The following is a 22,278-nucleotide window of genomic DNA, read 5'->3' as shown; positions in this document are numbered from 1 at the left end:
CGGGCGTCTGCATGGAACGAACTGCATGACAACCGTAATGACGATGCGGCGGAATATAGCTACTCCCCTTGATAGTGGAAGTATAACGGCGATTGACGCGCTGTCAAGTTATTTTTTTGTGAGTTTGTGCTTTTTCGGGTGGTTTTCACGGCCATTGTCGGCCACTTGACGCAGGATACGTTATAGGCGTGCCCGCTGGCCGAAGCGAAAAAAAATTCAGAGTAAAATGTGACGACTAAAATTTTGCAATTCAGGATTCCACTATGTTCCCCCAACGACTGACCGATGGCTATGCCTCTTTTCTTCATGGCCGGCTCGAACGTGAGCGCGCGCGCTATGAACAGTTAGGCCAGAGCGGTCAGCACCCCGAAATCATGGTGATCGGCTGTGGCGACTCCCGCGTTGCTCCGGAGACCATCTTTGATGCAGGGCCGGGCGAAATGTTTGTCGTGCGCAATATTGCCAATCTGGTTCCGCCCTGTGAAACTGACGTCGAGACTTCCTATCACGGTACCAGTGCCGCCATCGAATTCGGCGTCAATGCATTGCAGGTTAAGCATATCGTGGTGCTGGGGCATGCCAGTTGCGGGGGTGTGGCGGCCTTTGCCAATAATGCTGCGCCATTATCCAAGCGCGACTTCATTGGGAAATGGATGTCGCAGATCGCGCCTGTGGTTGAGCGGCTGGGCCCGCCCACAGACGATCGTCAGAGCTGGATCCGGCAACTGGAGTGGGCCGTTGTCGAATACAGTCTGGCCAATCTGATGACCTTTCCAACCGTGCGCGAACGCGTTGAGGCAGGCTTGTTGCAACTGCATGGTGCCTATTTTGGTGTCGCCACCGGCGTGCTGTTTGTTCGCGATACACAATCAGGCGAATTCAAGGCTTATTCGGAATAACACAGTCTGGCAGCTTGCTGTTGGGCCGTGTCATGCCCGTGACACTAACCCGGTTGCCGGCTAACGTGTATCGCCGAAGTACTTCACGCGCAGCTTGTGTATGTCGCCGCGCTCGTGCATGCCAAGCAACTCCAGGGTGACGGGCCGTAACAGATCGCTTTGCAGGGGAAAACCAAATCCGTATTTGTCGGGATGAAACACCGTTCCGACCAGACGTACGGGTTGCCCCGGCTGAGAATGGGCGAAGTATTCCAGAACCGATGCATCACCGACCAGCGCGTCAACGTCGTCCGATAGCAGTGCCTCGACCGACGCATCCAGCGAGTCATAATCCCGTGTCTCAATGCCCCGTTCCTGAACATAGTCTTCGCCCACGCTGCCGCCCAGTACACCCACAGTCTTGCCAGGTAAATCGGACAGGGAATGGATCTGACTGGTCAGCGAGGTCGTTGTCATGACGCTTGTGATTGATGACGTGACATAGGCAATGATTGCGACGCCCAGCACCATCCATAATGCCGACCATATGCGGCCAATCCATCCAAACAGGTTTTTATGCGTGGTCTTGCCGGTGGTCAGGATCGACATGGTATGGAAAAAATTATCCGCCAGTCCTTCGCGCCATCTGCGCGGGAATTCGCTGTCCAGCCTGCGATCTAGCAGGGTGATGATGACGGTTGCAAACAGGGCGAGGATCAGCAGCCAGGCAAAAGTGGTCAAGTGACCGCTGTCAGACAGCCCTTCCAGTATGCTCTGAAAGGAGCCCGATCCCTTGCTCGGCGTCATGATTCTCAGACCAGAGTCATACCAGGGTTGGGTGAACGCAATGGACTGCGCACGTTGCCTGGTGATGGTGAGGTTTGTTACTGCAGCATCTATTTCGCCGTCACGAACCGCTTCTATGAGTTTGCGATAGGAAGGATAGCTTTTATAGGTAGATGACAGTTGCAGCTTATTCTCCAGTGACTGCCAAAGCTCAATTGCCATACCGGTATATTGTCCGTTTTCCCGCGTGACAAAGGGCGGGCTTTCATACACACCAACCGTCACAGCTCTGGACGCTGCAGCCTGCTCCTGTGCCGGGGTCGGGCCGGGAGCCAGGCCGATCATCAGCGCAAAACCGACAATTTCAAGTGTTCGTGTGATCCATGCCCGTGTGATCCATCTAAGGCCGCCAGATTCAAATACGCCGTACTTTTTCATGTCTTGTTACTATTTGTTTGTCACAGTTGAAACGCTGGCCTGAACAGGGACCATGCACGCAGCAGCTTAGCCTATGTTTTGCAACGTTCATCATGTTTATCCTAAGTGACTGCAACGGCAACACGGTTACACAACCTGCCGCAATAGCAGTGCTCACGCTCCTTTATAAACCATATTCGGTTGCGGCGTTGCTTACCCGTGGTTCACAAGTGTGATTGAATTGCCGGACATGATCGGCCCGGTATCGCTCCTGAGGGTCGCTCGTATGCATCGCGTTCATATGGTGGTGCGCTTAAACAGGCCAATCACCTGTTCAAGGAATGCCGAGTGATCGTTTTTGCGCCAGCTCAGCAGGATGGGGGAGGTGAAGGTGGGTTCATCCAGTTCCACATACACGACATCGTCGCGATGCAGGCGACGCACCGATTCGGGCACAATGGCGATGCCGATAGCGGCCGTCACCAGCCCGATGGCCGTCTGCAATTCATTGACTTCCTGAATGACCTGAGGGGAATAGCCGTTCTGATTGAACAGGTTTAATACATGATCTGCGTAGCTTGGCCGCGGTCTGGCTGGATAAAGGATGAGCGGCTCATCAATGATGTCTGTGAGCCGGACTGATTTTTTTGCAGCCAGACGATGTGTACTGGGTAGCGCTGCGACCAGCGGCTCGTCGGTCAATATCAGGCGTTCGATTTCCTCATCGTTCAGCAGGATTCGTCCGACACCGATATCGATTCGGCCGGATTTCAGTGCTTCAAACTGCTGTAGTGTTGTCATTTCCACCAGGCCGATCTCTACTTGCGTGTTCAATTGGCGTAATTGCCGGATCAGGGCCGGCATATGACCATACAGCGTGGATGGCACGAAGCCCACGCCGAACCAGATGCGGTCGCTCTTGCCAATGCGGCGCGTGGCGTTGATGGTTTCTTCAAGCCGTTGCGTCATTTTTTCAGTCTGATCCAGAAAGTAACGGCCCGCATCGGTCAGCACAATACCGCGACCCAGACGTTCGAATACCGCCACGCCCAGTTCTTCCTCAAGCATTTTTATTTGCCGGCTCAGGGGCGGCTGGGCAATGTGCAAAATCCGCGCCGCCCTGGTAAAGCTCAGCTCGCGGGCTACGCACTGGAAGTAGCGGATCTGTCTTAATTCCATATTCATACCTTAAAAGTATCGATTACGCCAAATATAGTCTTAGACACGAGCAAAGACAATACGGATAATGAAGAAAACTATATAACGGCGAGCGACGCCGGGTGCCCGCTTGCGGCCTTGTGACAGTAGCACTGCCCCTCATATCGTATGGAGATGCAATTGAAAAAAAATATTCGTCGATTATCCGGCATCAAAGCCGTTTGTGCGGCGGCCGCGCTGACCGGCTTGTTTGTCACCGGCACTGCGGCCGCCGCCTATCCGGAACGTCCCATCACCTGGATCGTGCCTTTCCCGCCGGGCGGCGCAATGGATGTGATTGCGCGTACGCTGGGTGAGTCACTGGCCAAAGACCTGGGACAACCCATCGTTGTGGAAAATAAACCCGGCGCAGGCGGCAATATCGGCTCGGCCCAGGTGGCCAACGCCAAGCCTGACGGTTACACGATCATGATTGTTGCCAATGGTATGGCCGTCAATCCGTCACTCTACAAGAAACTGAACTACGATCCGATTGCAGATTTCGCACCCATCTCGCTGCTGGCAGATGTGCCTAATATTCTGGTGACGCAGGCTACTCGTAAAGACGTTAATTCGGTCGAAGACGTAATCGAACAGGCCAGGGCCAATCCCGGCAAATATACGTATGCGTCGGCTGGTGTGGGCACCTCTATTCATCTGGCCGGCGCGCTGTTCACGTATTTGGGAAAACTGGATATGCTGCATGTGCCCTATAAAGGCAGTGGTCCCGCCGTATCCGACCTGCTGGGCGGGCAGGTAGATTACATGTTTGACAGTATCACCTCATCCAAACCGCATATTGATTCCGGCAAGCTGAAGGCACTGGCAATTACCACCAGCAAGCGTTCGGCTTCGTTGCCCGACGTGCCGACTGTCGCCGAAAGTGGCCTGCCGGGGTATGAGTTACGCCCCTGGTTTGCCACTTTTGCGCCGGCAGGTACCCCACCCGAGGTGATTCAGACGCTGCAAAAAGCAATGGTGAAGGCCATGGATACCGACAAGGTGAAAACCACATTCAAGACGATTGGCGCCGAAAGAATCGGCAGTACGCCGGAAGAACTCAGGACGTACCTGCAGTCTGAAACCGACAAATGGAAGCAAATCCTGTCCGAGACCGGTATTTCGGCGCAGTAAGTGCAACGGGCCAGCTGAGTGTGACGGCATGAGTCGTGACATTTGGCCCACTAATATTTAAGGATCACATATGTTATTTATGGTAGAAATGACCGTCAACATCCCTCATGACATGCCTGCAGAGGTCGCAGCAGACATCAAGGCACGGGAAAAACAATACTCGCAGGACTTGCAGCGGGCCGGTAAATGGCCGCATATCTGGCGCGTGGTAGGCCAGTATCGCAACGTAAGTATTTTTGATGTGCAGGACAATGAAGAGCTGCACAATCTGCTGTCCGGGCTGCCGCTGTTTCCCTATATGGATATCCAGGTAACCGCCCTGTGCCGTCATCCGTCTGCGATCTGACGCATATGTTATATGGCACGACGATTTCGCGTCGTGCCGGTCATTTCAGTTGTGTTCGAGCGTGGTTTTCCGTTCGAGGCGGCTGGCTATTGAACCAGCCGTATCATCTGTTGGCCCGTATCATCTATTTGCGTGTATAGAACGCAATCTTGTCTTCATCCAGGGTAATACCCAGTCCAGGTCCCTGAGGAATCTTCAGGGAGTAGTCGCTGTAGTCCAGTGGCGTTGCCAGAATCTCATCTTTGAGTAATAACGGGCCGAACATTTCGGTTCCCCATTCCAGCCGGTTCAGAGTAGAGAACAGATGCGCGGCGGCGATGGTGGCAATAGAGCCTTCCAGCATGGTGCCGCCGTACAGGGCAATATCGGCGGCCTGGGCGATGCCGATCAGGTCGCGTGCGTGTTGCAGGCCGCCGGCCTGTTCGATCTTGATGGCAAACACATTGGCGCAATGTGCGCTGGCCAGTGCAAAGCCATCCTGCGGACCTTTGAGCGATTCGTCGGCCATGATCGGCACGATACCCAGCGCTGTCAGGCGTTGCAGGCCGGCCAGATTCTTCTCGTGGATGGGTTGCTCCACCAATTCTACGCCGGCATCGGCCAGTGCACGCAACTGCTGCGTGGCTTCGGTTTCCGACCACCCCTGATTAACGTCGATGCGAATGCTGGCGTCATCGCTCAGCGCTTGCCGGATCGCACGAATGTGTTTCAGATCGTCTTTCGGCGCCCGCATGCCCACCTTGAGTTTGAAAATCTGGTGGCGACGGGTGGCCAGCATCTGTTGTGCTTCGTCTATGTCTTTCTGAGTATCGCCACTGGCCAGCGTCCAGGCAATACTGATCCGGTCGTGAATGGCACCACCGAAAAGTGCATTGAGTGGCACGCCCAGGCGTTTTGCATAGGCGTCGTAGAGTGCCGTTTCGATGGCACATTTGGCAAAGCGGTTGTCCTTGATGGCCTTGTCGATGCGCTGGCGAATGGCAGACAGCTTTGTTGCCGGCTGGCCGATAAGCAAGGGTGCAAAATAGCGATCAATGTTTGTCTTCATGCTCTCGGGGCTTTCGCCACCGTAATTGAGCCCGCCGATCGTGGTCGCTTCGCCGATGCCTTCAATACCATCGGAGGTTTTGATACGCACCAGGACCAGGCATTGGTTATGCATGGTGGCCACGGACATTTTGTGTGGGCGAATGGTAGGGATATCAAGAATTTGCGAACTGACTTCTACTATGGTTGCATCCATATCCATGTCCTCTGGTAGCGGATTGATTGTTAACTTCCGAGTATATAAGTCGGGCAGCGTCCAGTCTAATATGGAATTTGTTCGCAGGTATACCGAAAAGGTATTGAATGTTTGAAAGCACCGGTTGCGAGCGGGTCGCTGGCTGCAAGACGAGGACTGCATATCACAGGCGGCATGTACGGGTAAACCGGTATTAAACAATACTGAAGTACGTGTTCGCGAATCAAAGATGGTTAAGCCAGGCGTTAGCGGCTACCCTGACTGTATAAATAGAACCTGGGATAGGGAGACATGGATGAGCTTTTTGCGAACGGTTGCCGGTGGCGTACTGGCGACGATGATATTGGCAGGTAGCGCCAGTGCGGCCTGGCCGGAGAAACCCGTCACAATTATTGTCCCGGCTGCACCTGGCGGGACAACCGACATTGTGGCACGGCTGGTGGGTGAGAAAATGAGCAAAATACTGGGGCAAACGGTCGTTGTTGAAAACAAGGCCGGAGCGGCGGGTATTATCGGTTCACAGGCGCTGGTGCGCAGCAAGCCGGACGGCTACACGCTGGGCATGGGCAATGTAGGACCTAATGCAATCAACTATAGCCTTTACAAAACGCTACCCTATAAGAAGGAGGATTTCAAGCCTATCACGCTTGTCATTTCAGTGCCAAATGTACTGGTTGTTAATAGTGAGACGCCGGTAAAATCGGTATCGGAGCTTGTTGCATATCTTGCTGCGAATGAAGATCGCAGGACGTTCGGCTCCTCGGGCAAAGGGCAGTCGCCGCATCTGTCCGCAGAGATGTTCCTGCAACGGATCAAACAGACGGCGCAACATGTCCCTTACAAGGGCGCCGGCCCGGCGGTATCGGGTTTGCTGGGTAATCAATATACGTTCATGATCGATAATCTGCCCAGCTCTCTGCCGTCCATCCAGTCCGGTAAATTCAGGGCGTTAGCGGTCACGGGCGAGCAGCGTTCTGAGCAGTTGCCGGATGTGCCCACCATGAAAGAGGCGGGCATCGATAATATGGTTGTCAACGCATGGTTTGGATTGGTCGCGCCAGCAGGCACGCCGGATGATATTGTTGGTCAACTTCAACAGGCTGCCAAACAGGCGCTGCAGAGTGACGATATAATTGCGCGTTTCAAATCGCTAGGCGGCACACCGGGCGGGAACACGCCGGCGGCGTTCGCGACGTTTATCAATGATCAGCAGCATTTATGGGCCGATACGGTGCATGCTGCGAATTTGCAAATGCAATAGCACGAGCGACTATTTCAGTTGGCTTGGTGTTTGTTGTTTATTTTGCCTGCGCGGCCTTCCAGTTGGCATACGGTGTCGGAAGGCATACTGCGCAGGGCCGGTAGCCGGCAGCGATGGCCGTTGCTTCATTGGCAAAAAATACCCGATGTTGAACGTATCCACCGCGAGCAATGGCCTGCAGGGCGGCGCGGCAATCCAGGCAACCATAGAGTTTGCTGCGTCTGTGTCCACCCAGCTCACCGGGAACACTGCTACGCCAGGGTTTGCCGTCAGGGCCGGTCAAGGTCCAATAGCGTGGCTTGTTCATGTGTTTCCTTCTGATCGCTGCCGGGAGCATGATGAAAAAACAGTTCCAGTCCAATGCGCTGACCACCGCGTACGCGGCTGATAGCATGTTTCATATTGACCCGGTAAAAACCCTGGCTTCCTTTGATGGGACGCCGGGCTGTGCAGATGATGGCAACGTCGCCCTGATGTAACGACAGGACAATCGGGCGAGACTGCATGCGTGGACGCTGTTCTGTCATGACCCATTGCCCACCGCTGAAATCGCGTTCGGGTTCAGTTAGCTGTATTAATACCTGTAACGGAAACACCAACTCGCCGTCGCTCCACTGGTGCAGGGCAAGATAGTCTGATGCTTTTAATCGATGCAGATGTGACAGTTGTCGCTCCTGACCGGCCTGGCAATTGGATTGCAGAAAGCCGTCCAGTGTGTCGGGATAACGGTATCCGATATTCAATACGTGGTTCCAGTGATTGGCGATTGGCATCAGATGGCGATAGAGCTGCGCACGCAAAGTGGCAAGCACCTCGGGAAGCTGATTGTTAAAAAAGAACAGCTGGCCGCGACCCGGATCATTGTCTGTCAATGTGATGCGACGCAGTGTTAGGCCATTGGTCAGGCCGTTCATTTGATTGTTTGACTGGCCGCTTATTGTGTTCATCAGCGCCTGAGATTGAGCAGCAGATAGCAAGCCAGGGAGCAGGGCATAGCCTTCGCTGTCCAGTCTTGTTTCGATGCGGATCCAGTCAAGGCAATCTATTGTGTTCGCGAGAAGGGTCATGCGCATCATATCCCGGATGAAAGTGTGGTTTTGTTCAGAGGGCTAAATGGAAATGGCAAATGGCAAATGGCATAGCGTCCTTTCTCTGATCCATCGCTTAGCAGGCATCGTGAAAAATAATCCCTAATGTATGGCGCCTGCCACTATTTACAGCGCTTACGCCGTGGCGCATGGCAACTTTGCGTAAGCGGCCGCGTTTGCCGGGCGCAGGCCGGTGGTTGACAGTGAAGAGAAGCGCATCGCCTTGCTTCAGTGGGATCACTTCGGCGCGCTGGCCGGTTGTGGCTGTTTCTGTCATCACGAACTGGCCGCCGGTAAAGTCCTGCTCTGGCGCAGAGAGCAAAATTGCCACTTGCAAAGGGAAAACCTGATCTCCATACAGGTCCTGGTGCAGACAGTTATAGTCGCCCGGGCCATATTGCAGAATCAATGGCGTGGGGCCGGTCTGACCGACAGCATGGCATTGCGCCAGGAAAGCATCCAGGGCTGGCGGATAAGATTCTTTCTCGTTCAGTTGCCGGCTCCAGCGATTGGCAATCGGCGCCAGGTGCGGGTAGAGCAGGTGGCGCAACTGGTTGAGCAATGTGGGTAAGGGATAGGCGAAATATTTGTACTCGCCCCGACCGAATCCATGACGAGCCATAACGATCCGGCTGCGATAGCCTTGCTCCCGATCATAGCCTGCGGCCAGCGCTTTACATTGGGCTGCAGTCAACAGGCCGGGGATAACCGCATTCCCATGTTCATTAAGCGAGCGCTCAAGTGCGTACCAGTCTGCGCTCGCGATGGTGGCGGCATACGCTGCTACATTTTCATGTGATGGGTAGCGATCAATTTGACCTGTATTCATATTGCATTCATCTCTTTGCAGCCGGTTCGTCAAGGCAGTGCAGACCACAGGGGTGGCCGCAGCCCGGCAATGCGATGACATATTCGTTAGGTATTTTTGGGAATATGAGGATAGTCAAAGTGTAGACTGCGCTTTACGATCTGACCATCCGCTACTTGCGATTGAAATAGAGATAATCTAACAAATTGCCACTGGTCCGCGCCAAGGCTTGTAGTGTCAGGATGCGTCAATGCCGGCACTATGGATTCCTTTGCCAATGGGAATACACATGGGGGTGCCGTATAGCGGGTCTTTAACAATTTTGCTTTGCAGATGAAATACATTCCGAACCATGGCGGCATCAAGCACCTGTGCCGGGTTGCCTTGTGCGTAGACCTTCCCGTCGGCGATGGCAATCATATTGTGGGCATAGCGGCAGGCGAGGTTCAGATCGTGCAGGACCATGACGATGGTTTTATGTCTGGTCACATTCAATTCATACAGCAGATCCAGCACTTCGATCTGGTGGGCCAGGTCCAGATAGGTGGTGGGTTCGTCCAGCAGCAGCGTATCGGTATTCTGTGCCAGCGTCATGGCAATCCAGGCGCGCTGACGCTGCCCGCCAGACAGCGCATCCACCGGCCTGTCCTGAACGTCGGTCAGTTCGGTTTGCGCCAGTGCCTGCGTCACAATCGTTTCGTCTTCTCTGGACCACTGCTGCAACCAGGTTTGGTGAGGGAATCGTCCCAGACGCACCAGTTGATAAACGGACAGGCCCTCCGGCGCGGCCGGGCTTTGCGGCAAAATGGCCAGTTCGCGCGCAACCGCGGCCGTGGAGCGGTGATGGATGTCCTTGCCGTTAAGCAGAACCGTACCCTGGGTGGGGCGGATCAGCCGGGCAAAGGATTTGAGCAGGGTGCTTTTGCCGCAGCCATTGCTGCCCACCAGTACCGAAATCTTTGCCTTGGGAATGGTCAGATTCAGCCCGTCAATGACGATTCGGGTATCGTACTTCAGCGTAAGGTCTTGGCTTTGTATAGGATCCATTCCGGTCGATCTTTCATAAAAATTACAATGACAGTTATGTTAGGCACGTGAGCGCAACAGCAAATAGATGAAGAACGGCGCGCCGATGGCCGACACAAAAATACCGGCGGGTAAATCCAGCGGCAAAAACAGCGTGCGGCCGATCAGGTCGGCGATCATAACCATATTGGCCCCGACCAGCATCGTCACGATAATCAGACTCAGGCCGGATTTTCCGCCAATGCGTCTCGCTATATGGGGTGCGACCAGGCCGACGAATCCCAGCGCGCCCGTGTAGGCAATGGCTGCGCCCGCAAGGTAGACGCTTAACGCCAGCAGAACCAGTCGTGCCCGCTCCAGGGAAATGCCAAGGCCGATAACCAGTGCGTCGTCCAGTTCATTGACGATCAGCGTTCGGGCCAGAACAACCAGCAACACGGCCGCCGGCAGTAACCACAGGCACAGGGTTGTGATGTCATGCCAGCGTGCTCCATAGACACTGCCTGTAAGCCAGACATAAGCGGTGAGCGTTGAAGATAAGGGACTGAAGACCAGCAACAGGGTGGTGCAGGCGACCATCGCTGCCGACACCCCAATCCCCACCAGGATCAGCCTTGTGGGTGATACGCCGCGCCTCCAGGCCAGCAGGTAAACCAGCGCGGCGCCGATAAAACCACCGGCCATTGCCGCCAGTGGCAGCCATTGCATACTGAGCCAGGAGGTCATAAATGACAGGAAAAACACTGCGGTAGCCGATGCGCCGCTGGTGACGCCGATAATGTCGGGTGAGGCCAGCGGATTGCGGATAATGGTTTGCAACAGCAGACCGGCTACGGCCAGTGCGCCGCCTGCCAGCAGCGCCGTCAGCATTCTGGGCGCGCGCAGAATGGAGACGATAAAGGCATCCCCCGTCATCGTGCTGCTGCGCAACGCATCCATGATTGCTGACAGCGATAGCATGTACTTGCCAGAAGAGAGCGACAGCAGGGCAACCGCCAGCGTGAACAGCAGCAACAGGGCAAGCACGATACATGTGCCCGTGTTGATTTGGCGTGAGTACCAATTGTTGCGCAAGGTCAGCCATTTATCCATTGCGCATTCCCTTTCTGGCCATATGGATAAAAAACGGCGCCCCTAATAATGCCGTGACCACGCCGATAGGCACTTCCTGAGGAATCAGTACGATACGGGCGACAATATCGGCAAGTAACAGCAACAACGCCCCGAAAATCGCATACCCGGGTAGCAGCCAGCGAAAATCACCGGGAAGCAGTCGGCGCACAATGTGAGGCACGATCAGTCCGATAAAACTGATATTGCCGGCCAGCGACACCGCGCCACCCGCCAGCAGAATAATAATGATGCTCAATAGCGAACGAATGACAAATGTATTTTGCCCAAGGCCGCGGGCAATCTCCTCGCCCGTCACCAGAATATTGATATGCCTGGCCAGCAGGAAACTGGCCGCAAAGCCGATCAGCAGATAGGGATAGAGGGCAACGACGGCCTGCATTTCACGTCCGGCAACCGAACCGGCCATCCAGAACAGAATGCTGTCCAGACCGTCCTGACTGATCACGAGCAGCGCCTGGGTAAAAGAGGCAAACAGTGCAGTGACGGCAGCACCCGCCAGGACAATGCGAAAGGGGCTGCGACTGCCCAGCATCCCAATGCAATAGACCAGTGTTCCGGCGACCGCGGCACCGGCAAAGGCCAGCATCATGAATTGGGTCAGGGAAGGCGAGCCGAACAGGGGCGCAAGGAGGACAATGGCAAAAACAGCACCGGCATTGATGCCAAACAAGCCGGGAGAGGCCAGAGGGTTGCGGGTCACGGCCTGCATCAGCCCGCCGGCCACAGCAAGACAGGCACCCACGGCGATGGCAACTGTCATGCGAGAAAGCCTGGTGGTGTTCACCAGAATATGGTTGATATCCAGTGGATCGGGTTGAAACAGCGCGCCCAGTACATCACCCGGTGCAATATAGGTGATGCCGACCGACAGGCTAAGGACCGCCAGCAGAACCAGTAAGCCCAGGCCAATTGCCAGCGTCAGCGCAGCGCCCAGGCGAGTATGCCGCGTCGTCATTTGTGCCCACCCGCCGGCGCCTCAAGGAGCTGTTCCAGTTCGTCGAGCATCAGGTTGGCGCTTAGAATGCCGCCGGCCAGACTCCAGTAAACGTTGTCGACCAGATAAACCTGCCGGTTTTTTACTGCCTTCAATTGTTGCCATAGCCTATGTCGGGACCAGTCATCATAGCGGTTTTGCACGACCCGGCTGTCCGAGCGCATTTGCACGAAGAAAACATCGGCATCCCTGATTGGAATGCTTTCCTCGCTTGTTAGTTTCATCAGCGGCCAACTGGATTTTCTGAATGGCTCACTCCATACGAAACCGAGATCGGATAGTACCGAGCCGGCAAAACTGTTGGCCAGATAAATCCTGACATGGTCGCTGCGAAAGTCCAGAATGGATACCGATAAGGGCCAGGCGGCACCGAATTTTTCCTGCAGCCGCCTTTTGGTGTGTGCCAGGCGTGCCTCCCAGTGGTCCAGCAACGACCGCGCCCGGGCTTGCCGATTTAATGCCTGGCCAATCAGTCGGGTGTTTTCCCGGAATTCATAGATCTCGTCCACTGCGACTGTAGGAGCGATATAGGACAGCAGATCATAGATTTTTTCATTGCGGAATCTGGAGGCAATGATTAAGTCAGGTTTGAGCCTGGCAATATCTTCCAGGCTGGGCTGAGACTCCAGGCCCACCATGGGCAAGCCTTCCAGGTCATTGCGCAGATAGCGATATACCGGTTTTTCTGTCCAGGATTCGACGGTTGCCAGGGGTTTGACGCCAAGTGCAACTGTAATATCCGTGGCCCCCTGAAACAGTGTGATCACCCGTTGCGGGGTATCGGGAATCGTTGTTGAGCCGAGAGCATGCTGCACAGTGTAGGGCGCGGCCACGGCCTTGGTACAGGTCATGACCAACAGCAGGAACCATAAGGGCAGGCGATGTGTTGACCAGTTGAGTGAACCGACGGGCAACATTGCGCGTAACACTGTGCGTGCGTGGCGTAGATTCGCGACCGTTCGCCTGGGCCACAGTTGTGATAGTGCCTTCATCAGCAATTGACCGAATATCTTAACGAAATGGCGCGACCGCGACCGGCAACCCGTCGCATCGAAGAACGCCAACTTTTTGCGGTGCATTCCCGGGTTCAATATCGGACTGTGTACCGGTGTTCATGATGACGGCCAGACACCGGGTAGCGGCTTCCTGAGCCTTGATTGAAGTTGCGGACCATACCGTGGTCATGGCCAATAAGAATAGATTTATACATCAGGAAGATCCGATCAACCGGGCGACGAAAAAATAGAATGAGAATTATTACATAATTTTCCAGATTCCCTGGCTCGCTTTGTTTATTACGTTTGAAATGTAAGGATACTGAAGGAATTCGTCAGTTTTTTGCAATCCACTGCGCGTGTGCCCAGCCGCCGTTTTCAATGCCTGTTCTGATGCACTCGGAAAGCGTCTGCATAACGCATTTGACTGACATGGTCATATTTCTCTCGCGGGAGCGGGCGAGCACAATGGTTCGGGACAAGCCGGCATCAGTCAGGGGGGCTGCCTCAAGGTGTCCCAGCGCCAGCTCTTCTGCAATGGCAATGGAAGGCAGAATTGTGTAACCGTGTCCGTCCAGCACGAGGCGTTTTTGCACGCTCATGGAATTGGTTTCAGCGACCACGTGCAATTGCAGGTTGTTTTCCCGTCCGACACGGTCGACCAGAACGCGCAAGCCATGCGGGCGACTAGGCAGAATAATGGGCTTGTCGGCCATCCTGTTCAGCGTGACCGGTTTGTCCGGTCGTAAACCGTTTCCGGGCAGACTAACAAACCACAGTTTTTCCTGAACCAGTGGTTGAACATTCAGGGAGGAGCTCAGTTTGGCTGCGTACAGCAAAGCAACGTCAATCTCGCCCACTTCAAGCCATTCCTGCAAATGGCCGGCATAGCCGGCGGTGATGGTGATCCTGATCTCCGGATATTGTTGCTGCAAGCGGCGCAACAACATGCTTGACAGCAAATCGCTGGTGCTGGGCAGCAGCCCCACGTTGACTATGCCGCTTACTGTGCCGGATGAGGGGCGTACTTCTGCCTTTGCCTTTTCGACTTCGTGCAAAATGCGTCTGGCATATTCAAGAAAGGTTTTTCCTTCCTGGTTCAGGATCATGCCCTGACGGCCCCGTTCAAACAGGATCGCACCCACTTCATCTTCCAGCATGCTGATCTGTCGTGAGAGCGCCGGCTGAACGATATTGAGGACCTCGGCCGCGCGCGTCATGTTCGCCGTTTCGGCGATGGTGACCAGTGCTTTCAATTGTTTGAGATCCATCGGCGCTTCCATCAAAAATTACGATTGAATAATCGCAAAATACTATTGTAAATGAATATTGATCGAATGTTAGTATTAAAACTGACTATATTCACCAGGGAACGATCATGGATGGGGTTGAGATAAACGTGCAGCAACAATGGCAGGCGGCTATTTTCGATGAACTTAAGCGCGCGCAGGTCAAACAGATTTCGTATGTGCCGGATGCGGGGCATGCGCTTGTCATCCGAAAGGCGCAGGCTGATCCGGACATTCTGGACGTGGCGCTGACCACAGAGGAAGAGGGCGTCGCCCTCAATTGCGGAGCCTGGCTGGGCGGGCACAAAGCCGTGCTGTTGATGCAAAGCAGCGGCGTGGGCAATTGCGTCAATATGTTCTCGCTGCTCAGTAGTTGCCGCTTTCCTTTCTTTACGCTGGTGACCATGCGTGGCGAATATGCAGAATTCAACCCCTGGCAGGGTCCCATGGGCAAAGTCACGCAGCAGGCGCTGGAACTGATGGGAATCACTGTTATGCGCGCCGATGAGCCCGAGCAGGTGGGAGAACTGGTGAATGCGGGCCTGACCGCTGCTTTTGAGGCAGGCGAGCAGGTTGCCGTTCTGTTGTCACAAAGTCTGATCGGACGCAAATCATGGGTGAAATAATGAAAGACACATTGTCAACAGGCCAGCGCGTAGACCGTCGTGCATTTGTGGCCCAATTAATGCAGCAGATTCCAGAGGCGCTGATTATCACCGGCCTGGGTTCACCCAGTTACGACGTGTTTGCTTCGGGTGACCGAGCGGGGCATTTCTATTTGTGGGGCGCCATGGGTGGCGCTAGCGCTATGGGGCTTGGTCTGGCCCTGGCCCGGCCAGATAAATCGGTCGTTGTCGTCACCGGTGATGGAGAGCAATTGATGGGCGTGGGCAGCCTGGCAACCATTGGCGTTCGGCAGCCGTCGAATCTGACCATTGTGGTTCTGGACAATGGTCATTATGGCGAAACCGGTATGCAACGCAGTCATGCCAGCCTGGGAACAGATCTTGTGGCCGTTGCAAAAGGCTTTGGCATTGCGAATGCTTTTACTGTTGATGTTTTGCAGGAAGCGGACAAAGTGGCAGAGCGGATCAAGGCACGAGACGGCGTGACGCTGGCACGGGTGCTGATTGACATCGGCGAGTTACCGCGGGCCCTGCCCTCAAGGGACGGGGTACATATAAAGAATCGCTTTCGTGCGGAACTGGGTTTGCAGCCCTTCTGAATAGAACCAGGGAGCCGTGGCATGAAACGTTATGATTTGCATATCAATGGGCAGTCGGTTAAGCCTTCTACGAACATCTGGTTCGAAACGCAAAACCCGTTTACCGGTGAGACCTGGGCGCACATTCCCCGCTGTAGTGCTCAGGATGTTGACCTTGCGGTGCAGGCCGCGCATCTGGCTTTTACGCAGGGCGCGTGGGCGGAGATGACGGCAAGCCAGCGTGGATTGCTTATGCATCGGCTTGGTGAAGTGATCGCCAGGCGGGCCGAGCAGTTGGCGCAAACCGAGGTCAGAGATAACGGCAAACTGTATAGTGAAATGCTGGGGCAACTGAACTACGTACCCCAGTGGTACTACTATTACGGCGGGCTGGCCGATAAAGTACAGGGCGCGACGCTGCCGCTGGACAAGAAGGGTTATTTTGCCTACACGCGGCACGAACCCATGGGCGTGGTAGCCGTGATCACGCCATGGAACAGCCCCTTGCTGCTGCTTGCATGGAAGATCGCGCCGGCACTGGCTGCAGGCTGCACGGTGGTGGTAAAACCATCTGAATTCACCTCGGCCTCGACCCTTGAGTTTGCGTCGCTGTTTGAAGAGTCCGGTTTTCCGCCCGGCGTGTTTAATGTGGTTACCGGATTTGGGAATGAGGTGGGTTCGGCACTGGTTGAACATCCGCTGGTGAGCAAGGTGACATTTACCGGGTCCGATGCCACAGGACGCGTGATCAACCAGCAGGCCGGCGCCCAGTTGAAACACACGTCCCTGGAATTGGGCGGCAAATCGCCGAATATCATATTTGCTGATGCTGATCTGGATCAGGCCGTAAATGGTGCGGTGTCGGGCATTTTTGCCGCGACGGGCCAAACCTGTATTGCCGGCTCGCGCCTGCTGGTGCAAGACACAGTCTATGACGAGGTGGTGGCCAGATTATTGGCTCTGGCGAAAACGGCCAAAATGGGCAACCCCATGGATGCCCAGACACAGGTTGGACCCATTACGACACCAGCCCAGTACCAGAAAGTGAAAGACTATATCGAAGTGGCTAAGGGAGAAGGAGCTCTGTTGTTGCTGGGAGGGAAGCCGGCGGATGATGACGCTTGTGGTAATGGATGGTTTATTGAACCCACTATCTTTGGTGAGGTGCGCAATAGCATGCGGATTGCCCAGGAGGAAGTGTTCGGCCCCGTACTCTCTATTATCCGCTTTGAGGATGAAGAGGATGCGCTGTCAATTGCAAATGACATACGCTTCGGGCTGGCGGCCGGTGTCTGGACCAGCGATATGGCACGTGCAATTCGCATGTCTGAAAATCTGAAGACAGGCACGGTCTGGGTGAATACCTATCGTGCGATCAGCTATATGGCGCCGTTCGGCGGCTACAAGGATTCCGGCCTGGGTCGGGAAAACGGAATCGGCGCGATTGGCGAATACCTGCAAACAAAAAGTGTCTGGATCAACAGTGGCGCGGTAACCGGCAATCCGTTTGTCATGCGTTAGACGCTACCTGCCTCGCCTGAATTAAATAGCCATAAATAAAAAACCCTATCTGGAGACAAAATAAAATGACGACGATGACAAGACGCACGCTGCTCAAAGCGGGTATTGCTGCATCTATCGGAATCCCGCTGACGGCAGCCTGGGGGGACGAGGTGTTGCCTGCAGGGCCGATCACGCTGGTCGTGCCGTTCGCGGCGGGAGGATCAACCGATGTGGTTTCCCGGTTCATTGCGCAAAAGTTGTCCGAGCGCATCCGGCATACGGTGGTGGTGGAGAACACAGGAGGTGGTGGTGGCGCCATTGGTGCGACCAGAGTCGCGCGAGCAAACGGTAACGGCAGCACGTTGCTGATGGGTACAGTTGCCACGCATGCCATCAATCCCCTGACAACAAAAAATCCACCTTACGATCCACAGAAAGACTTCACACCGGTCTCGCTTATTGCCACTGTACCGAATGTATTATTGGTCGGTGCTTCGGTTAAAGCGCAGGATCTGCAGGAATTGATTGCACTGATAAAAGCGCAGCCAGGCAAGTTCAATTATGGCTCATCGGGTGTGGGAACGCCGCCGCATTTGTCTGGCGAACTGTTCAAATCCCGGACTGGCGTAAAGATGGAGCATATTCCTTACAAGGGGGGCGGACCTGCCATGATTGATCTGATTGCCGGCCAGATCCCCATCCTGTTCGACGTCCTGTCCGGTGCGGCCTCACACATCCGTGCCGGTTCGGTGCGGGCCCTGGCGGTAACGACACGGGAGCGCTCTGCTTCGTTTCCTGATGTGCCCACTATGGCAGAAGCCGGAGTTGCCGACTTCGAGACCTATACCTGGAACGCGGTCTTTGGGCCGGCTGGTGTTCCGCCTGCTGTTGTTGACATGCTGAGCCTGCAATTGCAGGCTGTGGTGGCGCTGCCTGAAGTGCAGGCTAAGCTGATAGAGTTGAGTGCGACTCCTGCGGGTTCAACGGCAGAAGTACTTGCGCAACTGGTTCAATCTGAACTTGATAAATGGGGTCCGATTATTACCTCTATCGGTGGCCTGAAACGCGGCTAGTCATGAGGATGGTTGGCATGGCGGATCCGCGTCATTTGACCTCTTCATGCCCTTCGGCTATTTTTTCATCCGCCTGCGCCATTTCTTCGGCATCTGCCGTTTCCACTTCGTGCAGGTCCTCCTGCGCGGGGCAGTACTGAAATTTTGCATAAATGGGGAAATGATCGGATCCGATATCCGGCAATTTGGCCATGTGCTTGATCTGGAATTCAGCGCTCTGAAATATATGGTCCAGCGGCCAGCGTAAAAAACGATAGTGCGCGTGAAAGGTGTTGAACATGCCACGCCCGATGCGGGCATCGAGTAATTCGCTTACTTTCTTGAAGAGGCGGGTAGAGGGAGACCAGGCGACATCATTCAAATCGCCGAAGACCAGCGCCGTTTCGTCCAGCTCGCGAATCTGTTTGCCCACCAGCAGCAGTTCGGCATCCCTTGGTTTGGACGTTTCGCTTTCGGTCGGGCTTGGCGGTGTCGGATGCAGACAGTAAATCCGGATTGTGTCGCCAGAGCGCAAGATCACCTGGCTGCGGATGGATGGGATGTCGTCTTCAACCCGATACAGCACCTCTGTGTTCTTTAGCGGCAAGCGCGAATACAGATGCATGCCGTACAGGTTGTCCAGAGGGATGGCTACGCGATAAGGGTAATCGGTTTCCAGACTGTGCAATGCGTCCTGCCACCACTGGTCCGTTTCCAGCGTGAGTAACAGATCGGGCTGGTATTGATTCACAAGTGCAATTAAAGCATCGCTGCGGCGGTTTGGCGTAAGGACATTGGAAGACAGCAGAGAGAGGGTTCGGTCATCATCCGGGGCATGGTTGCTCAGGACCTCTTTTTTTGCCAGGCGTGTGTATGGATAAATTTTATAAAGCTGGTAGATGAGGGCGACCAGGTTGACCACGATCACCATAAGTACAGACCCGGCCAGTGCAGGCGGATTCAGCGCAGCGAGGATCAGGCTTGCCAGACACAGGACGGCGATCTGCACTCTGGGAAAATCCAGGCTGCGGATGGACCAATGGCTGTTGGGCAGAAAGGCGAGCGCCGTTGCAAGCGCGGGCACGATAAGAATCAGAACGTAGAGATATGACACTCGTTATGCTCCGTATGGAATGAGTGTTTATTATAAAGAGTATTTATGTTATCCCATTGAACCGGCGCGCGATTAATGGGGGGCAATACTCAATAATTGTGAATTTTTTCTCAACTCGACATTCATTTTTTGCGTGTGGCCTGGATATGCCCGACCGGCAGGAAAATGCCCGCCGAGCATTTTCCGGTTGCTAGAACGAAATGGAAAACCCGCCATCGACCGCCAATATCTGGCCGTTTACATAAGAAGCGGCAGCCGAGGCCAGGAAAAGGACCGGACCCACAATTTCTACAGGGTCACCCCAGCGTTGCAGCGGATTGCGCTCCTGCATTTTTGCAATATTATCGGGATTTTCTATCAAAGCCTGATTGAATTGCGTGGCGAAGGTACCGGGTGCAACAGCGTTGCTCAATATGCCGTCACGCCCGAATTCGACCGCCAGTGAGCGGGTGACGGTATTGAGCGCCTGTTTTGTGACGGGATAAATAAAATCTCCAAAGCGAATGATCTGCCCCGCGATTGAACTGATCGTAATAACTCGGCCGTAATGATTCCGCTTCATCAGGGAGACAGCCGCACGGGAAATTTCAATCGTAGACAGAACATTGGTACGCGTAATGGCTTCCAGTTCCATGGTATCGATATGCTGTAATGGACGACGCATTCTGATGCTGGCATTGTTTACCAGGATATCAAGTCGCTGATGATCGTCCCAGATCTGTGCGAAAGCTCGCTGACAGCCCGCCCGATCATCCAGGTCAAATGCGACCCAGGCGCTTGCCAGTCCCGCGTCTGCCAGTTTGCGGGACGTGGCTTGTGCGCTATTTTCGTCGCGCCCATGAACAATCACCGTAGCGCCGGCCTGTCCCAGTCCCCGCGCTATTTCATAGCCCAGTCCCCGGGTCGAACCCGTTACCAGCGCTACCTGATTGCTTAAATCAAACAAGGTATTTTTGTCGGTGTTGATCATACGGGTCAGTCTTTGTAGCTCGCGTCTCGGCGGTCCAGATAACGACGCATGGCCGGCCACTCCATGATGCCAAATGGGCGTCGCACGCTGGGTTGGTACAGATGGTGCGTTCGTTCCACCACTTGTGCAGAAGGGATGATCAGCTTGGTATTGCCGGCCAGTGCATCAACCTGAGCACGGCATCCCATCTCCAGCCAGTACATGGCATTGAATGCTTCAGCAATGGATGGTGAGGCCACTAGCAAGCCATGGTTACGCAGAATCATTGCGTCCTGCCGGCCAAGATCGGCAACCAGGCGTTGCTGCTCATCCATATCAATGGCGACACTCTCGTAGTCGTGATATGCGATGTCCTTGAAGCGCATAGAGGTCTGGGTAATCGGCAACAAGCCACACTCCATGGCAGATACGGCCATGCCCGCGCGAGAATGGGTATGAATAACACAGCCGACATCGTGACGCGAGGCATGGACGGCGCTGTGAATCACGTATCCGGCCTGATTGACGCCGGTACCATCTGTGTGCGGATTATCGAGTACCTCGCCTTTGATATTGATTTTGATCAGGCTGGAAGCGGTGATCTCTTCATACATATAACCATAAGGGTTGATCAGAATCTCGTCATCGGTACCGGGTATGCGCGCCGTGATATGGTTATATACCAGATCGCTCATCCCGAAAAGCGGCATGAGCCGGTAGCAGGCAGCAAGGTCTACCCGGGCTTCCCATTCGGTGTCACTGTATTTCATTTCTGGTCTACTCCTGCTTCTTTCACAATATTCCCCCATGTGTCATAGTTTTCCCTGACCATTTTTCCGAAAGCCTCGGGCGAGTCGCTCATGACGACTTCAGAACCCAGCGCCACCAGTTTGTCATTGGTTTGCTTATCGCTGAGTGTTCGGTTCAATTCCGTGTGCAACTGATTCACAATCTCGCGGGGCGTGCCTTTGGGGGCAAAAATGCCCAGCCAGGCACCCATATTGAAGTTTGGCAAGCCCTGCTCCTGTATGGTCGGAATATCGGGCGCGAGCTTGGCGCGGTTAGCCACGCTGACGGCCAGACCATTCAGCTTGCCGGATTTGACGTGTGGCATCGCTGAAACAACGGTGTCAAATGTCATATCGACGTTGCCGCCTATCACATCCGTCTGGGACTGGGTGCTGCCTGAATAAGGCACATGTACCATTTTTGTCCCCGTTTCTTTCATCAGTAACTCCATTAACAGGTGGCTGGTCGTGCCTTTGCCGATAGAGGCAAAGGTCAGTTTATCCGGGTTGGCTTTTGCGTAGGTGATCAACTCTTTAAAGGTTTTCAACCCTTTACTGTTGTTGGTGACCAGCACATAGGGTAGCCAGGTCGTTTGTCCGACGGGCTCGAAATCTGTCGCAGCGTCATAAGTCAGAGACTTATACACATGTGGATTGATGTTCATGGGTGCGGTTGCCGACAGTACCAGCGTATATCCATCGGGCCTGGCCTTAGCTACAATCCCAGCTCCCAGGCTGCCGCCCACGCCCGGCTTGTTCTCAACAATAATAGGTTGTCCCAGGTCTTTGCCCATTTTATTGGCAAGGATGCGGGCAACGGCATCGGTCGATGTCCCGGGGGGAAAGCCAACTACAATGGTGATTGGCTTCGCTGGATACTGGGCTGCCAGCGCGCCCGTGGTAAATGCCATCAAGGCGCCGGCAAGCAGCCCCTTGATCAAATAGCGTTGTGTCATGTCTCGTCCTGATTATGATTGAATTTATAATATTGTTGGTCATGTAGATGTCTACATTCCATAACAAATAGTATCGGTCAGGAGTTGGTCAGTCTATTTTTCAATCAAAAACGCTG

At 54.4% G+C, this 22,278-nt stretch carries 23 protein-coding genes; 8 read left to right on the top strand and 15 right to left on the bottom strand.

Features of this window, described 5'->3' with window-relative positions; genetic code table 11:
* The first annotated feature begins 263 nt into the window (after positions 1 to 263).
* On the top strand, positions 264 to 899 hold the full coding sequence (locus MIM_RS16255) for a carbonic anhydrase (protein ID WP_025373819.1): 636 nt from the start codon (positions 264 to 266) through the stop codon (positions 897 to 899).
* 60 nt (positions 900 to 959) lie between these two features.
* Here MIM_RS16255 and MIM_RS16250 read toward each other — a convergent pair whose 3' ends face one another.
* Together MIM_RS16250 and MIM_RS16245 are read right to left on the bottom strand one after the other, a co-directional pair.
* Positions 960 to 2,102: a transporter substrate-binding domain-containing protein gene (locus MIM_RS16250; RefSeq protein WP_245592757.1), complete on the bottom strand. Its 1,143-nt coding sequence runs from the start codon at positions 2,100 to 2,102 to the stop codon at positions 960 to 962.
* Between the two features lie 276 nt (positions 2,103 to 2,378).
* The gene (locus MIM_RS16245) at positions 2,379 to 3,260 is read right to left on the bottom strand and encodes a LysR family transcriptional regulator (protein WP_025373817.1); all 882 of its coding nucleotides are present in this window, start codon (positions 3,258 to 3,260) and stop codon (positions 2,379 to 2,381) included.
* A gap of 153 nt (positions 3,261 to 3,413) precedes the next feature.
* Here MIM_RS16245 and MIM_RS16240 point away from each other — a divergent pair, with 153 nt between their 5' ends.
* Entirely contained in the window at positions 3,414 to 4,412 is a 999-nt protein-coding gene (locus tag MIM_RS16240; protein ID WP_025373816.1) for a Bug family tripartite tricarboxylate transporter substrate binding protein, read from the top strand.
* 70 nt (positions 4,413 to 4,482) lie between these two features.
* Positions 4,483 to 4,758, top strand: coding sequence for a muconolactone Delta-isomerase (gene catC / locus MIM_RS16235; RefSeq protein WP_025373815.1), 276 nt, complete (start codon positions 4,483 to 4,485; stop codon positions 4,756 to 4,758).
* 124 nt (positions 4,759 to 4,882) lie between these two features.
* On the opposite strand, the gene MIM_RS16230 is transcribed toward catC, so the two are convergent.
* A complete protein-coding gene (locus MIM_RS16230; protein WP_025373814.1) occupies positions 4,883 to 6,001 on the bottom strand; it encodes a muconate/chloromuconate family cycloisomerase in 1,119 nt (372 codons plus the stop codon).
* Positions 6,002 to 6,296: 295 nt separating this feature from the next.
* On the opposite strand from MIM_RS16230, the gene MIM_RS16225 reads away from it, so the two are divergent.
* Positions 6,297 to 7,262 carry a Bug family tripartite tricarboxylate transporter substrate binding protein gene (locus MIM_RS16225; RefSeq protein WP_025373813.1) on the top strand — a complete coding sequence of 322 codons (966 nt, stop codon included), beginning with the start codon at positions 6,297 to 6,299 and terminating at the stop codon, positions 7,260 to 7,262.
* Between the two features lie 37 nt (positions 7,263 to 7,299).
* Here MIM_RS16225 and MIM_RS16220 read toward each other — a convergent pair whose 3' ends face one another.
* The 8 genes from MIM_RS16220 to MIM_RS16185 all read right to left on the bottom strand — a co-directional run bounded on the left by MIM_RS16220 (position 7,300) and on the right by MIM_RS16185 (position 14,578).
* Positions 7,300 to 7,569, bottom strand: coding sequence for an Ada metal-binding domain-containing protein (locus MIM_RS16220; protein WP_025373812.1), 270 nt, complete (start codon positions 7,567 to 7,569; stop codon positions 7,300 to 7,302).
* The gene (locus tag MIM_RS16215) at positions 7,532 to 8,329 is read right to left on the bottom strand and encodes a 2OG-Fe(II) oxygenase (protein WP_025373811.1); all 798 of its coding nucleotides are present in this window, start codon (positions 8,327 to 8,329) and stop codon (positions 7,532 to 7,534) included. Before MIM_RS16215 ends, MIM_RS16220 begins: the two co-directional genes overlap by 38 nt.
* A 97-nt stretch (positions 8,330 to 8,426) precedes the next feature.
* Positions 8,427 to 9,179, bottom strand: coding sequence for a 2OG-Fe(II) oxygenase (locus MIM_RS16210; protein WP_025373810.1), 753 nt, complete (start codon positions 9,177 to 9,179; stop codon positions 8,427 to 8,429).
* A 216-nt stretch (positions 9,180 to 9,395) separates the two neighbouring features.
* Positions 9,396 to 10,205, bottom strand: coding sequence for an ABC transporter ATP-binding protein (locus MIM_RS16205; RefSeq protein WP_025373809.1), 810 nt, complete (start codon positions 10,203 to 10,205; stop codon positions 9,396 to 9,398).
* A gap of 39 nt (positions 10,206 to 10,244) precedes the next feature.
* Entirely contained in the window at positions 10,245 to 11,276 is a 1,032-nt protein-coding gene (locus tag MIM_RS16200; protein WP_025373808.1) for a FecCD family ABC transporter permease, read from the bottom strand.
* Positions 11,269 to 12,273, bottom strand: coding sequence for a FecCD family ABC transporter permease (locus MIM_RS16195; protein WP_025373807.1), 1,005 nt, complete (start codon positions 12,271 to 12,273; stop codon positions 11,269 to 11,271). Before MIM_RS16195 ends, MIM_RS16200 begins: the two co-directional genes overlap by 8 nt.
* A complete protein-coding gene (locus MIM_RS16190; RefSeq protein WP_245592756.1) occupies positions 12,270 to 13,163 on the bottom strand; it encodes an ABC transporter substrate-binding protein in 894 nt (297 codons plus the stop codon). The genes MIM_RS16195 and MIM_RS16190 overlap by 4 nt, the downstream gene beginning before the upstream one ends.
* A gap of 479 nt (positions 13,164 to 13,642) precedes the next feature.
* Positions 13,643 to 14,578, bottom strand: a complete 936-nt coding sequence (locus tag MIM_RS16185; protein ID WP_025373805.1) for a LysR family transcriptional regulator — start codon at positions 14,576 to 14,578, stop codon at positions 13,643 to 13,645.
* Between the two features lie 107 nt (positions 14,579 to 14,685).
* On the opposite strand from MIM_RS16185, the gene MIM_RS16180 reads away from it, so the two are divergent.
* The 4 genes from MIM_RS16180 to MIM_RS16165 all read left to right on the top strand — a co-directional run bounded on the left by MIM_RS16180 (position 14,686) and on the right by MIM_RS16165 (position 18,376).
* Positions 14,686 to 15,222 (top strand): phosphonopyruvate decarboxylase, encoded by a 537-nt coding sequence (locus MIM_RS16180; RefSeq protein WP_025373804.1) that lies wholly within the window; start codon positions 14,686 to 14,688, stop codon positions 15,220 to 15,222.
* A complete protein-coding gene (locus tag MIM_RS16175; protein WP_042070440.1) occupies positions 15,222 to 15,821 on the top strand; it encodes a thiamine pyrophosphate-dependent enzyme in 600 nt (199 codons plus the stop codon). The genes MIM_RS16180 and MIM_RS16175 overlap by 1 nt, the downstream gene beginning before the upstream one ends.
* Positions 15,822 to 15,842: 21 nt before the next feature.
* On the top strand, positions 15,843 to 17,321 hold the full coding sequence (locus MIM_RS16170) for an aldehyde dehydrogenase (protein WP_025373802.1): 1,479 nt from the start codon (positions 15,843 to 15,845) through the stop codon (positions 17,319 to 17,321).
* A 65-nt stretch (positions 17,322 to 17,386) separates the two neighbouring features.
* Positions 17,387 to 18,376: a Bug family tripartite tricarboxylate transporter substrate binding protein gene (locus tag MIM_RS16165; protein WP_025373801.1), complete on the top strand. Its 990-nt coding sequence runs from the start codon at positions 17,387 to 17,389 to the stop codon at positions 18,374 to 18,376.
* A gap of 31 nt (positions 18,377 to 18,407) precedes the next feature.
* On the opposite strand, the gene MIM_RS16160 is transcribed toward MIM_RS16165, so the two are convergent.
* The 4 genes from MIM_RS16160 to MIM_RS16145 all read right to left on the bottom strand — a co-directional run bounded on the left by MIM_RS16160 (position 18,408) and on the right by MIM_RS16145 (position 22,162).
* On the bottom strand, positions 18,408 to 19,469 hold the full coding sequence (locus MIM_RS16160; protein ID WP_025373800.1) for an endonuclease/exonuclease/phosphatase family protein: 1,062 nt from the start codon (positions 19,467 to 19,469) through the stop codon (positions 18,408 to 18,410).
* Between the two features lie 190 nt (positions 19,470 to 19,659).
* On the bottom strand, positions 19,660 to 20,439 hold the full coding sequence (locus MIM_RS16155; protein ID WP_025373799.1) for an SDR family oxidoreductase: 780 nt from the start codon (positions 20,437 to 20,439) through the stop codon (positions 19,660 to 19,662).
* Positions 20,440 to 20,444: 5 nt separating this feature from the next.
* On the bottom strand, positions 20,445 to 21,188 hold the full coding sequence (locus MIM_RS16150; RefSeq protein WP_025373798.1) for a class II aldolase/adducin family protein: 744 nt from the start codon (positions 21,186 to 21,188) through the stop codon (positions 20,445 to 20,447).
* Positions 21,185 to 22,162 carry a Bug family tripartite tricarboxylate transporter substrate binding protein gene (locus MIM_RS16145; protein ID WP_025373797.1) on the bottom strand — a complete coding sequence of 326 codons (978 nt, stop codon included), beginning with the start codon at positions 22,160 to 22,162 and terminating at the stop codon, positions 21,185 to 21,187. The genes MIM_RS16150 and MIM_RS16145 overlap by 4 nt, the downstream gene beginning before the upstream one ends.
* Positions 22,163 to 22,278: the final 116 nt, after the last annotated feature.

The sequence above is a fragment of the Advenella mimigardefordensis DPN7 genome (assembly GCF_000521505.1).
Taxonomy (GTDB): domain Bacteria; phylum Pseudomonadota; class Gammaproteobacteria; order Burkholderiales; family Burkholderiaceae_B; genus Advenella; species Advenella mimigardefordensis.
The sequence above is the reverse complement of the archived record's forward strand: the minus strand, read 5'-3'. Positions and strand labels throughout refer to the sequence as shown.

What these genes read in the sequence shown, in the direction of transcription:
- MIM_RS16255 (WP_025373819.1), top strand. Translation starts at nt 264, where the DNA reads ATGTTCCCCCAACGACTGACCGATGGCTATGCCTCTTTTCTTCATGGC.
- MIM_RS16250 (WP_245592757.1), bottom strand. Translation starts at nt 2,102, where the DNA reads ATGAAAAAGTACGGCGTATTTGAATCTGGCGGCCTTAGATGGATCACA.
- MIM_RS16245 (WP_025373817.1), bottom strand. Translation starts at nt 3,260, where the DNA reads ATGGAATTAAGACAGATCCGCTACTTCCAGTGCGTAGCCCGCGAGCTG.
- MIM_RS16240 (WP_025373816.1), top strand. Translation starts at nt 3,414, where the DNA reads ATGCAATTGAAAAAAAATATTCGTCGATTATCCGGCATCAAAGCCGTT.
- catC (WP_025373815.1), top strand. Translation starts at nt 4,483, where the DNA reads ATGTTATTTATGGTAGAAATGACCGTCAACATCCCTCATGACATGCCT.
- MIM_RS16230 (WP_025373814.1), bottom strand. Translation starts at nt 6,001, where the DNA reads ATGGATGCAACCATAGTAGAAGTCAGTTCGCAAATTCTTGATATCCCT.
- MIM_RS16225 (WP_025373813.1), top strand. Translation starts at nt 6,297, where the DNA reads ATGAGCTTTTTGCGAACGGTTGCCGGTGGCGTACTGGCGACGATGATA.
- MIM_RS16220 (WP_025373812.1), bottom strand. Translation starts at nt 7,569, where the DNA reads ATGAACAAGCCACGCTATTGGACCTTGACCGGCCCTGACGGCAAACCC.
- MIM_RS16215 (WP_025373811.1), bottom strand. Translation starts at nt 8,329, where the DNA reads ATGACCCTTCTCGCGAACACAATAGATTGCCTTGACTGGATCCGCATC.
- MIM_RS16210 (WP_025373810.1), bottom strand. Translation starts at nt 9,179, where the DNA reads ATGAATACAGGTCAAATTGATCGCTACCCATCACATGAAAATGTAGCA.
- MIM_RS16205 (WP_025373809.1), bottom strand. Translation starts at nt 10,205, where the DNA reads ATGGATCCTATACAAAGCCAAGACCTTACGCTGAAGTACGATACCCGA.
- MIM_RS16200 (WP_025373808.1), bottom strand. Translation starts at nt 11,276, where the DNA reads ATGGATAAATGGCTGACCTTGCGCAACAATTGGTACTCACGCCAAATC.
- MIM_RS16195 (WP_025373807.1), bottom strand. Translation starts at nt 12,273, where the DNA reads ATGACGACGCGGCATACTCGCCTGGGCGCTGCGCTGACGCTGGCAATT.
- MIM_RS16190 (WP_245592756.1), bottom strand. Translation starts at nt 13,163, where the DNA reads ATGACCTGTACCAAGGCCGTGGCCGCGCCCTACACTGTGCAGCATGCT.
- MIM_RS16185 (WP_025373805.1), bottom strand. Translation starts at nt 14,578, where the DNA reads ATGGATCTCAAACAATTGAAAGCACTGGTCACCATCGCCGAAACGGCG.
- MIM_RS16180 (WP_025373804.1), top strand. Translation starts at nt 14,686, where the DNA reads ATGGATGGGGTTGAGATAAACGTGCAGCAACAATGGCAGGCGGCTATT.
- MIM_RS16175 (WP_042070440.1), top strand. Translation starts at nt 15,222, where the DNA reads ATGAAAGACACATTGTCAACAGGCCAGCGCGTAGACCGTCGTGCATTT.
- MIM_RS16170 (WP_025373802.1), top strand. Translation starts at nt 15,843, where the DNA reads ATGAAACGTTATGATTTGCATATCAATGGGCAGTCGGTTAAGCCTTCT.
- MIM_RS16165 (WP_025373801.1), top strand. Translation starts at nt 17,387, where the DNA reads ATGACGACGATGACAAGACGCACGCTGCTCAAAGCGGGTATTGCTGCA.
- MIM_RS16155 (WP_025373799.1), bottom strand. Translation starts at nt 20,439, where the DNA reads ATGATCAACACCGACAAAAATACCTTGTTTGATTTAAGCAATCAGGTA.
- MIM_RS16150 (WP_025373798.1), bottom strand. Translation starts at nt 21,188, where the DNA reads ATGAAATACAGTGACACCGAATGGGAAGCCCGGGTAGACCTTGCTGCC.
- MIM_RS16145 (WP_025373797.1), bottom strand. Translation starts at nt 22,162, where the DNA reads ATGACACAACGCTATTTGATCAAGGGGCTGCTTGCCGGCGCCTTGATG.